Consider the following 9,871-nt stretch of genomic DNA (forward strand, 5'->3'; position numbering starts at 1 on the left):
CACTCGATGAGAGAAATTGCATTCATAAAACAAAACAAAGAAAAATGGCTTGACTTTGAACAAGTAATTTTTGGTAAAACTATAAAAAATCCTGATGAAATTGCTAGTTTGTACATACATTTAGTAAATGATTTGTCTTATGCACAAACTTATTATCCCAAAAGCAAAACGGTAGTTTACTTAAATTATTTGGCTTCGCAAATTTATCAAAAAATTTATAAAACCAAACGGGCTGAAACCAATAGGTTGATTTATTTTTTTAAAACCGAGGTTCCACTCATAGTTTATGAGTACCGAAGGTATTTGGTTTACGCTTTTTTGTTGTTTTTTGCAACAGTTGCCATGGGCGCAATTTCTGCAAAGTACGATGAGAATTTCGTTCGGCTAATTCTTGGCGATGCTTATGTAAATGAAACTTTGGAGAATATAAAAGCTGGAAATCCTGTGGCTATTTATAAATCTGGAAGCAATTGGGGCAGTTTTATTGGAATTACAATAAACAATCTAAATGTTGGCATGAATTGCTATATTTTTGGCATTTTTGGCGGTATTGGAACTTTTTATTTCTTGCTTCAAAACTGTATTATGTTGGGTTCGTTTCAATACTTTTTTTACCAAGAAGGCGTTTTTTGGGAAAGCGTCCGTGGTATTTGGATTCATGGTTCGATGGAAATTTTTGCTATAGTTATTGAGTCCACTGCGGGATTTATTTTGGGTGCTTCCATCCTATTTCCTAGAACATATTCGAGAATGAATTCTTTTAAAATTGGATTTAAAAATAGTTTAAAAATATTTTTGAGTACTTTTCCTTTTACTATTGCTGCAGGTTTTCTGGAAGGCTTTATTACTAGATACTCTGTTGAGATGCAAAATTGGTTGAGTAGTTTTATTATATTGTTTACCTTGGCAATTATTTCCTTTTATTATTTGATTTACCCCTTTATTATTCACAAGAAACAAAAACAAAATTATGTTTGAATTATTTAAACAACGAAATTTTAGCGAAAACATTTCCGATACTATTGCATTTTTCAAAACTTTTGGGAAACACTATTTCAAAAATTATTTCATTATAAATGGTGTTTTATTAATGATTTTGATGGTTTTGGTATATTTCATATCCAAAGTGTATATGGAATTTCTTACTTCAATAACACAAGGTATAAATCCAAATCCAGATTATTTTGGAAATTATTTTACCGAAAATATTGGAATATTCATTGGTGGTTTTATATTATTTCTCTTCATTACGATTCTGCTATCTGTCATAAACATTGCTTATCCAATTATTTATTTGGATTTTATAGAAAAAAGAAACGATACCAGTTTTACACATACAGACATTATCAATGAAATCAAAAAGAACTTTGGTCGTATTTTTTTATTTATTTTAGGACTTATTTTTATTGTAACACCGCTTTTGCTAATTGCTTTTGCCATTAGTGCTGTATTGTGCATCGTACTTATTGGAATTCCAATTTTATTTATTTTAATTTTTGCAACAACATCATTTATAGCCTTAAGTTTTCAGGAATATATGGTCAAAAAAATTGGTTTTTTTGAAGCACTTGGTGTAGGTTATAATTTGGTGAAACAAAATTTTTGGACAACTGTTGGAACTACATTTGTAATGGCATTTTTAATACAAACCATCCAAGGTATAATTACCATGGTTCCCTACATTATTGGAATGATTCTTATTTTTACTTCTTCACAAAATGTAGCCGAAAATGATCCTAGCCAAGCCATGGGAACTTTCTCTATATTATTTACTGTGATTATGGTAGCTTCTATTTTACTAAGTTACGTTTTCCATAATTTCCAAATGATTACACAAGGACTTATCTACTATAGTTTGAGAGAGGAAAACGAAGAAAACAATTCAAAAAGTCAAATTGACCTTATAGGAACTGATAGTGAATAAATTTATCCTGATTTTTCTGTTTATTACATTCGCCAGTTTTGGCGCTACCAATTCATTGGCAGTTTCCAAAAAAGAGAAAATATTTTTTACTGAAGAAGACATTCAAATCGATACGACTTCCATCGAATTAAGAACGTTTGAAAAAAATTTTAAGTCAAAATATACTGATGATAAATTCATTTATGAATTCAAATCCAAAGAAAAAAATGCTTGGGACAGGTTCAAAGAATGGTTAGCAGGTATTTTTAGAAATATTTTCAGTTTAAGCAACAAAGAAACTTCCATGAATTTTGTAGAGGTTTTAATGAAAATATTGGCAATATTGGTGGTTATTTTTGTCATTTATTTGATTGTAAAATCGATTATGAACAAAGAAGGTCAGTGGATATTTGGGAAAAATTCCGATAAAAAAATTATTGATTACACCGAAATTGAAAAGAACATTCATGCTGTAGATTTTGAAAAATTAATTAAAAATACTTTAAAATCCGGCGAAAAAAGGTTGAGCATTCGATATTATTATCTTTGGTTGCTCAAAAAAATGTCCGCTAAAGAAATTATTATTTGGGATATAGAGAAAACAAATTCCGATTATTTATACGAAATTAAAAATCAAACTCAAAAAGATGAATTTGCCTATTTGTCCTACTTGTACAACTACATTTGGTATGGGGAATTTGATATGGATGATGCCACTTTTACAAAAGCAAAAAACTCTTTTGAAAAAGCAATACAAGCTATAAAATAATGAACAGAACTCTCAAAATATATGTATTTTTTCTGATTTTGCTTTTGGCAGGCATTGTTTACATTGATATAAACCGACCAAAACCCATCAATTGGTCGCCAACATATTCTATTAAAGATAAAATACCTTTTGGACTCTATGTTTTTGATAATGAAGTAAAATCATATTTCAAAAACCAAAAAATTGAAAAAATAAATACCACGCCTTATGAATATTTAATCGATCAATATGATTATGATAGTTTGGTGAACAATTATAAAATTAAGGGAACTGCGCTGAATATTTCTGAATATTCAGACATAGACAAACAATCTGTTGAAGAATTATTAATATTTGTAAGTCGCGGAAACACCGCATTTTTAAGCTCGAAAGAATTGCCAATGCAATTGTTAGACAGTTTAAAAGTCACAACCAAATTAGATTACAAATTCAATGATAGTATATTCAATTGGGTAGCAAATAAAAAATTAGATTCAAAAAAATATAAAATAACGGAAGGCTTAGGCAATAATTATTTTGCTAAAATTGATACTTTGAATACTACTGTTTTGGGTTATCAAAATGGCGATTCGACCAGAGTAAATTATATTAAAGTAAAATATTATGATGGCGAATTTTTACTGCACACCCAACCTGCAGCTTTTACAAATTTTCATTTATTAAAAGGCAACCATTTTGAATATGCCCAAAAAGTATTGTCTTATATTCCAAAAAACAATATATATTGGTTTATAAAAAATCAAGATGGACAAGTCATTTCGCAATCACCCATGCGGTATATTTTAAATCAACCTGCTTTAAAATGGGCTTGGTATATTTTTTTATTAGGAACACTTATCTTTATGATTTTTAACGCCAAAAGGAAGCAACGTATTATTCCTATAAAAAAACCACTGCCCAACACCACGGTCGATTTCACCAAAACCATAGGGAATTTATATTATCAAGAAGGCGATCATGACAATATTATTAATAAAAAAATAGTGTATTTTCTTGAAAAAATTAGAAATGTCTATTTAATAGATACTAATAAATTGGATGATGAATTTATAAAAAAACTACATTTAAAATCTGGAAAAGACATCTCCGATATACAAAGAGCAGTTTTTCTAATAAATACGCACCGAAAAAGTCCGCACAGTAGTATTGAAGAAGATTTGATTCAGATGAATAAAGCAATAGAAAAGATAATTAATTAAGATATGGAAGATAATAATAACATAGAAACACAAAACGAAAACGTAAATTTCGAATCTAGAATCAACTTAGCGCCGCTTTTAGAAAGTATAAATGCTATTAAAAAAGAATTGGGCAATGTCATTGTTGGTCAAGAAAAAATGATCGATCAACTGCTCGTAGCCGTACTTTCAAACGGTCACGTTTTGCTGGAAGGCGTTCCTGGTGTTGCCAAAACCATTACGGCAAAACTGTTGGCAAAAACGTTGAGTATAGGTTTTAGCCGAATTCAATTCACACCAGATTTGATGCCATCAGACATTTTAGGAACGTCCATATTTGATTTAAAAAAATCGGAATTTGAATTCAAAAAAGGCCCTATATTTTCGAATTTAATTTTAATAGATGAAATAAATCGTGCGCCAGCCAAAACACAAGCGGCACTTTTTGAAGTCATGGAAGAGCGACAAATTACGATCGATGGAAATGCTTATATTCTAGAGACACCGTTTTTAGTTATTGCCACACAAAATCCAATCGAGCAAGAAGGAACTTACAGATTGCCTGAAGCGCAATTGGATCGTTTCCTTTTCAAAATTTCTATTGATTATCCAAAATTGGACGAAGAAATTATTATTATTCAACGCGAACATGCCTTGCAAAACAATGGAAAGCTCGAAAATATTCAAACCTTACTTTCGTCTCAAGAAATAAAAAATTATCAAAGCTTGGTGAAACAAATTATTGTGGAACAAAATTTATTAGAGTATATCGCCAAAATTGTCATCAATACACGTGAAAATGCTTTTTTATATTTGGGTGCTTCGCCTCGTGCATCTATAGCCATTTTGAACGCTGCCAAAGGTTTTGCAGCCATTCGTGGTCGAGATTTTGTAACGCCAGAAGATGTAAAAGAAGCTGCAATTCCTGTTTTGCAACACCGCGTTATTGTAACACCAGAGCGAGAAATGGAAGGCATAACCAGTACAGAGATTATTAGACAAATTATTGAAACGGTAGAGATTCCGAGGTAGGTTTTAGTTTTTAGTGATTAGTGATTAGTGAATAGTAAATAGCAATTAGTAAATAGTAATTAATAACTAGAGCTAGAAACTATTGGTCATTTGTACTGGTAATTAAAAACAGAACTTTGAATCTCTTGCTTTGATTACTAATTATGAAAACTAAATTCTTAAATCTAAATAGTAATTACTAATCAATATTTACTAATCACTTAAGACTAATTACTAGTCACTTAAGACTAATCACTAAAAAAATGAATTTCATAAAAAAACTATACCTCAACAATCTATTTTTCTATATTTTTTTAGGAATTATAGTACTTTATGTATTATCCTTTATGTTTCCAGCCTTATATAATATGACAGGGTATGTTTTGTTAATTGTCATTACCTTTTTGTTGCTCGACATTCTCATTCTATTTTTTGCTAAAAATGGCATTGAAGGCACCAGAATTACACCCGAAAAATTATCCAATGGCGATGAAAATCCTATAAATATATCTATAAAAAATTATTACACCTTCCCTATTTTAGTGAAAATAATTGATGAAATTCCGTTTCAATTCCAGATTAGAAATTTTGAAATAATACGAAAAATAAAAGCTTCATCACAGGACGATATAAGCTATAATTTGCGGCCAACAGAGCGAGGCGAGTACTATTTTGGAAATTTAAATATCTATGTTTCATCGCCACTCAAACTTATTTCTCGACGATTTACTTTTGATAAAGATAAAATGACGCCCACTTACCCATCATATATTCAACTTAGAAAATATGATTTAATGGCATTTTCAAATAATTTATTCCAGTACGGAATCAAGAAAATTCGCCGAATTGGACATACCATGGAATTTGAACAAATCAAGGAATATGTTCCTGGCGATGATATTAGAACTTTAAATTGGAAAGCCACTGCCAAAAAAAATGCTTTGATGGTCAACCAGTTTCAGGATGAAAAATCGCAGTCGGTATATATGATAATTGACAAAGGTCGGGTCATGAAAATGCCGTTCAACGGTTTGAGCTTGCTTGATTATGCTATAAATGCCACACTAGTTTTATCAAATGTTATTTTAAAAAAACAAGACAAAGCCGGAATGTTTGCTTTTTCCAAGAAAGTTGAAAATCGTGTTTTTGCAGAAAAAAGAGCCTCGCAAATGCAAAAAATTTTAGAAACATTATACAACATTAAAACCGATTATTTCGAAAGTGATTTCAGCCGATTGTACGCAGATATCAAGAAAAATATCAACCAACGCAGCCTCATTATTTTATATACCAATTTTGAAACGCTCGACGGTTTACACCGCCAAATGGCGTATTTAAAAGGCATTGCTAAAAGTCATTTGCTAGTGGTGGTTTTCTTCAACAACACAGAACTCAACGAAATTATAAATAAAAAAGCAGAAAATATTCAAGAAGTTTACGACAAAGTCATTGCCGAAAAATTCGCTTTCGAAAAACGATTGATTGTAAACGAACTCAAAAAATACGGAATTTATACGGTGCTCACCCAACCCGAAAATTTAACTTTAGACACCATCAATAAATATTTGGAAATCAAAGCGAGAGGCATTTTGTAAGGTTTCCAAAATTACTAGCTTGAAATTAATGCTTATCAATAAAGTTTAATTGTTTACATCTTTGCAATGTGTCAATATAAAATCAAAAAGAAATGAAAAAATTAAATTTAGTAATTGTATTTGGATTTATAATATTGCTTTCTGCATTTACAATCTACAATACAAATTGGAAAATTGATGACAACTTCAATATTCATTTTGTTGGAACTAAAGTTGAAGGACATTTTGAAAAATTTAAAGGCAAAGTTGTGTTTGATGAAAACGAATTAGCAACTTCAAAGTTTTCATTAGTTGCCGAAGTTGAATCTATCGCAACAGGAAATTTTCTAAAAAACTACCACGCTAAAAGCGATAAATGGTTTGATGCCGAAAAGTATCCAAACATTAGTTTTACATCTTCCAAATTCTCTAAAACTACAAAAGGTTATGAAGTTGTTGGTTTACTGAATATTCACGGTGTAGAAAAGGAAATTACAATTCCGTTTACTTTTACGAACGCTATTTTTAAAGGAAATTTTAGTGTAAACAGATTGGATTATAGAATTGGAACTATGGAAGGAATGTCCAAAAAAGTTTCAAATGAAATTAAAATAGATTTTTCTGTGCCAGTGACTAGGAGCAAATAATCAATTGGATTAAAAAGCTTGAATGGATGTTGCGAGAATAAACGACGAATAACTATGATTTTGTTATGTTTAGGCGTTCGGATTTCTTATTCTATTTGTCTGCGCGGTCGGGCATTTCTGCGCTAACGATTACGGCATATCTGGGTGGTTGGGTAAATATTTAATACTTTAATATACCATCCTAAAAGCCTCAAATTTGAGGCTTTTTGCTTATAAATCGAAGCTTTTAGGCTGGATATTGAGGCTTTTAGGTTGGTGTTTGAGGTTATTAAGGTGGTGTTTGAGGTTAATAGGGTGGAATATGAAGCTTTTAGCTTGGACGTTGAGGCTTTTAGCTTGGAATAAAAATTGTAATTGATATTTTAATAAATAATAAGCAGTTGCCTGTTTTTTATTTTTATTTATTTGCTACAAAGTCGGGAGACTTTGTAGAGCTAGCCGTTTTTATGGAACACTTTGAAGAGCGGGTATTATATTCGTTTGAACCAATTTTCAATTTTAATTCCTTCCAAATTCACAAAATCTTTTTCGTTATCTGTAATTAAAGTTAGTTTATTTTCAATTGCTGTTGCTCCAATAAGTAAATCAAATTCATCGTGCATTGGTTTTCCTGCTTTTCTCAATCTAACTTTCTCTTTTGAGTAGCTTTTTATACAACTGGAAATTGGAATTATTGAAATTCCGTTTACAAATAAATCAACTGCTTCGTGAGATTTTTTAATATCTCGACTATTTTCCGCTCCAAATCGAAGTTCAAAAACGGTTATTTCAGATATGAAACAATTCTGTTTTCCTTTTTGCTTTATTATATCGTCCAAGTTCATTTTTCCACGAAGGAAAAATACACAAATATTCGTATCAAGTAAATATTGCATTAGAAACTTATTTCGCTATTCTTAAATTTCCTACTGGATTTAATTTCTGCAACGATTTCCTCAGCAGTTTTTTCGGTCGAAAATGCCCCAAAAGATTTGTAAAAAGTGTCAACTTTCTCAATTTTATCTTTTTTCAATGATTTGGTTAGACTTTCAATAAGTTCAATTTTACTCAATGGACTTAACCCATTAAACATTGCTGAGTATGTTTCAATTATGTTTCGTTCAGTATAACTCATTTTTTTTTGTAAAGTTAAGAATTATTTTTCATCTTCTGTTTTTTTTGAGAATGGCTATCAACTTCTCGGATAGTATATTAAAAAACAGGCTATTGGCTGTTTTTTATTTTTATTTATTTGCTGCAAAGTCGGGAGACTTTGTAGAGCTAGCCGTTTTTATGGAACACTTTGAAGAGCTGGTATACATTTAATCTTTTTTAGTAAAAAAATATTTTTCTTTTCCAGGTTTCGTTGTCATCAACTAAAGTTTTATTTATCCAATTACCCTTTTTGTCGTATTTATAATCATACTTTAATGTTTTATCTTCTGTTAAATCATCATTGACAAATATTTGACTCTTTACTTCATCACCATACTTGTTGTAGTCACTTATATGAATGGTTTTTGTTCCATTCCAAATAGAAGTTGTTTTTTGCCTAGTTTTCTGCCCTTTTGTGTTATAAAAATATTCCCAATGAGATAGAATTTCTTCCTCTTTATTATGCACGTAATATTCAGTTTGTATTATCAATAAATCTTTATCATTATAGACGTCTTCAGAATTTCTCTTTTTAACTCCATCAACCATTTCATATCTTGTGATAATCTTTTGCTTGTTTTCTATTTTCACTTCAGTATTACGATTGTCTATAGAGCGCTTGTTTAATAAATATCCATTATTGTCAAATTCATAATTAATTGTGTCTATGTGACAATGAAGCTTGCCTTTTTCATCAATTACTGTGGGACATATTTCTTTAATTTCAATAATTTTTTTCACTTTTCCAATTAAACTCATTTGCTGCCAGTCTGAAGATTTTTTTTGCCCATATAGATGGCTTAAAAATGAAACTTGAAATATAATAATTAGTATTTTATTCATAAATTTTATTTAGTTTATTATTTTTTTATGCGAGTAGTTTCCTCGCTAGTGCGAGCTTCTAGCTCGTACCCATTATGTTTTTCTAATATTTCTAAAATTCTTTGTACTTTGGGGGTACGAGCTAGAAGCTCGCACTAGCAGGGGGAAGAGCTGGGACTTTGTAGAGCTAGCGGTTTTTATGGAACACTTTGAAGAGCTGGATAACTCTGTGCGATCGTCACTTTTCTTTTTGTATTATGTTTAATAAATACTGACACAAAACAATAATTAATAATTGAATACCTAAAACAAATATTAATCTTCCATAATTAGTGAAAATATTAATTCCTTGAATTAAATAAAATGCCAAAAATAAAATTGAAATAGAAATAGACAATTTTCCAAGTTGTTTAAAAAAAATTAATTCACCTATAAAATTTTCTTTTTTCATAATTATGTTTAATATTTAATTTTCTGTCGCTCGAATTTTTTATTCTCTTTGTGGGCACGGTTTGCAAAACCGCGCTAAATTTGACGTTGATACATCCGAGCAATCGGGTTTAACTTTACATTGATACATTCAAGCGATCGGGTTTCTTATTCTCATTGTGGGCACGGTTTGCAAAACCGCGCTAACTATAAAGTTGAGATATCCGCGCGATCGGGTTACGAGCTAGAAGCTCGCACTAGCGGGGGATTTGGTTAGCCAAATGTATAAATTAAAGACCGATTCGCCGCGGCGAAACAAAACCATTCGCCGCGGCGAATTGCCTAAAACCCCAATTGCGCCAAACCGCTGTGCTTGTTGCACAACTGTTCAAATATAACAAAAA

At 30.6% G+C, this 9,871-nt stretch carries 11 protein-coding genes; 7 read left to right on the forward strand and 4 right to left on the reverse strand.

What is annotated here, in order from left to right; all coding sequences use genetic code 11:
- The first annotated feature begins 6 nt into the window (after positions 1–6).
- From RMN92_RS14295 to RMN92_RS14325, 7 genes are all read left to right on the forward strand, one after another.
- Positions 7–978 (forward strand): stage II sporulation protein M, encoded by a 972-nt coding sequence (locus RMN92_RS14295; RefSeq protein ID WP_309610116.1) that lies wholly within the window; start codon positions 7–9, stop codon positions 976–978.
- Complete coding sequence (locus tag RMN92_RS14300) at positions 971–1,924, forward strand: hypothetical protein (RefSeq protein ID WP_309610117.1); 954 nt, start codon at positions 971–973, stop codon at positions 1,922–1,924. The genes RMN92_RS14295 and RMN92_RS14300 overlap by 8 nt, the downstream gene beginning before the upstream one ends.
- The gene (locus RMN92_RS14305) at positions 1,917–2,672 is read left to right on the forward strand and encodes a DUF4129 domain-containing protein (RefSeq protein WP_309610118.1); all 756 of its coding nucleotides are present in this window, start codon (positions 1,917–1,919) and stop codon (positions 2,670–2,672) included. The genes RMN92_RS14300 and RMN92_RS14305 overlap by 8 nt, the downstream gene beginning before the upstream one ends.
- Positions 2,672–3,871: a DUF4350 domain-containing protein gene (locus tag RMN92_RS14310; protein WP_309610119.1), complete on the forward strand. Its 1,200-nt coding sequence runs from the start codon at positions 2,672–2,674 to the stop codon at positions 3,869–3,871. Before RMN92_RS14305 ends, RMN92_RS14310 begins: the two co-directional genes overlap by 1 nt.
- Before the next feature lie 3 nt (positions 3,872–3,874).
- A complete protein-coding gene (locus tag RMN92_RS14315) occupies positions 3,875–4,882 on the forward strand; it encodes a MoxR family ATPase (protein ID WP_309610120.1) in 1,008 nt (335 codons plus the stop codon).
- Between the two features lie 242 nt (positions 4,883–5,124).
- The gene (locus RMN92_RS14320; RefSeq protein WP_309610121.1) at positions 5,125–6,456 is read left to right on the forward strand and encodes a DUF58 domain-containing protein; all 1,332 of its coding nucleotides are present in this window, start codon (positions 5,125–5,127) and stop codon (positions 6,454–6,456) included.
- Between the two features lie 92 nt (positions 6,457–6,548).
- Positions 6,549–7,082 (forward strand): YceI family protein, encoded by a 534-nt coding sequence (locus RMN92_RS14325; RefSeq protein WP_309610122.1) that lies wholly within the window; start codon positions 6,549–6,551, stop codon positions 7,080–7,082.
- A 470-nt stretch (positions 7,083–7,552) separates the two neighbouring features.
- Here RMN92_RS14325 and RMN92_RS14330 read toward each other — a convergent pair whose 3' ends face one another.
- The 4 genes from RMN92_RS14330 to RMN92_RS14345 all read right to left on the reverse strand — a co-directional run bounded on the left by RMN92_RS14330 (position 7,553) and on the right by RMN92_RS14345 (position 9,489).
- Positions 7,553–7,957, reverse strand: coding sequence for a PIN domain-containing protein (locus tag RMN92_RS14330; protein WP_309610123.1), 405 nt, complete (start codon positions 7,955–7,957; stop codon positions 7,553–7,555).
- The gene (locus RMN92_RS14335; protein WP_309610124.1) at positions 7,957–8,196 is read right to left on the reverse strand and encodes a hypothetical protein; all 240 of its coding nucleotides are present in this window, start codon (positions 8,194–8,196) and stop codon (positions 7,957–7,959) included. The genes RMN92_RS14330 and RMN92_RS14335 overlap by 1 nt, the downstream gene beginning before the upstream one ends.
- A 197-nt stretch (positions 8,197–8,393) precedes the next feature.
- Positions 8,394–9,059: a hypothetical protein gene (locus tag RMN92_RS14340; RefSeq protein WP_309610125.1), complete on the reverse strand. Its 666-nt coding sequence runs from the start codon at positions 9,057–9,059 to the stop codon at positions 8,394–8,396.
- A 217-nt stretch (positions 9,060–9,276) separates the two neighbouring features.
- A complete protein-coding gene (locus RMN92_RS14345) occupies positions 9,277–9,489 on the reverse strand; it encodes a hypothetical protein (protein WP_309610126.1) in 213 nt (70 codons plus the stop codon).
- Positions 9,490–9,871: the final 382 nt, after the last annotated feature.

Origin of the sequence: Flavobacterium sp. (assembly GCF_031363805.1) — a bacterium.
In the GTDB taxonomy this organism is placed as follows: Bacteria; Bacteroidota; Bacteroidia; order Flavobacteriales; family Flavobacteriaceae; genus Flavobacterium.

Coding starts and splice junctions, on each gene's coding strand:
- RMN92_RS14295 (WP_309610116.1), top strand. CDS start 7: ATGAGAGAAATTGCATTCATAAAACAAAACAAAGAAAAATGGCTTGAC.
- RMN92_RS14300 (WP_309610117.1), top strand. CDS start 971: ATGTTTGAATTATTTAAACAACGAAATTTTAGCGAAAACATTTCCGAT.
- RMN92_RS14310 (WP_309610119.1), top strand. CDS start 2,672: ATGAACAGAACTCTCAAAATATATGTATTTTTTCTGATTTTGCTTTTG.
- RMN92_RS14315 (WP_309610120.1), top strand. CDS start 3,875: ATGGAAGATAATAATAACATAGAAACACAAAACGAAAACGTAAATTTC.
- RMN92_RS14320 (WP_309610121.1), top strand. CDS start 5,125: ATGAATTTCATAAAAAAACTATACCTCAACAATCTATTTTTCTATATT.
- RMN92_RS14325 (WP_309610122.1), top strand. CDS start 6,549: ATGAAAAAATTAAATTTAGTAATTGTATTTGGATTTATAATATTGCTT.
- RMN92_RS14330 (WP_309610123.1), bottom strand. CDS start 7,957: ATGCAATATTTACTTGATACGAATATTTGTGTATTTTTCCTTCGTGGA.
- RMN92_RS14335 (WP_309610124.1), bottom strand. CDS start 8,196: ATGAGTTATACTGAACGAAACATAATTGAAACATACTCAGCAATGTTT.
- RMN92_RS14340 (WP_309610125.1), bottom strand. CDS start 9,059: ATGAATAAAATACTAATTATTATATTTCAAGTTTCATTTTTAAGCCAT.
- RMN92_RS14345 (WP_309610126.1), bottom strand. CDS start 9,489: ATGAAAAAAGAAAATTTTATAGGTGAATTAATTTTTTTTAAACAACTT.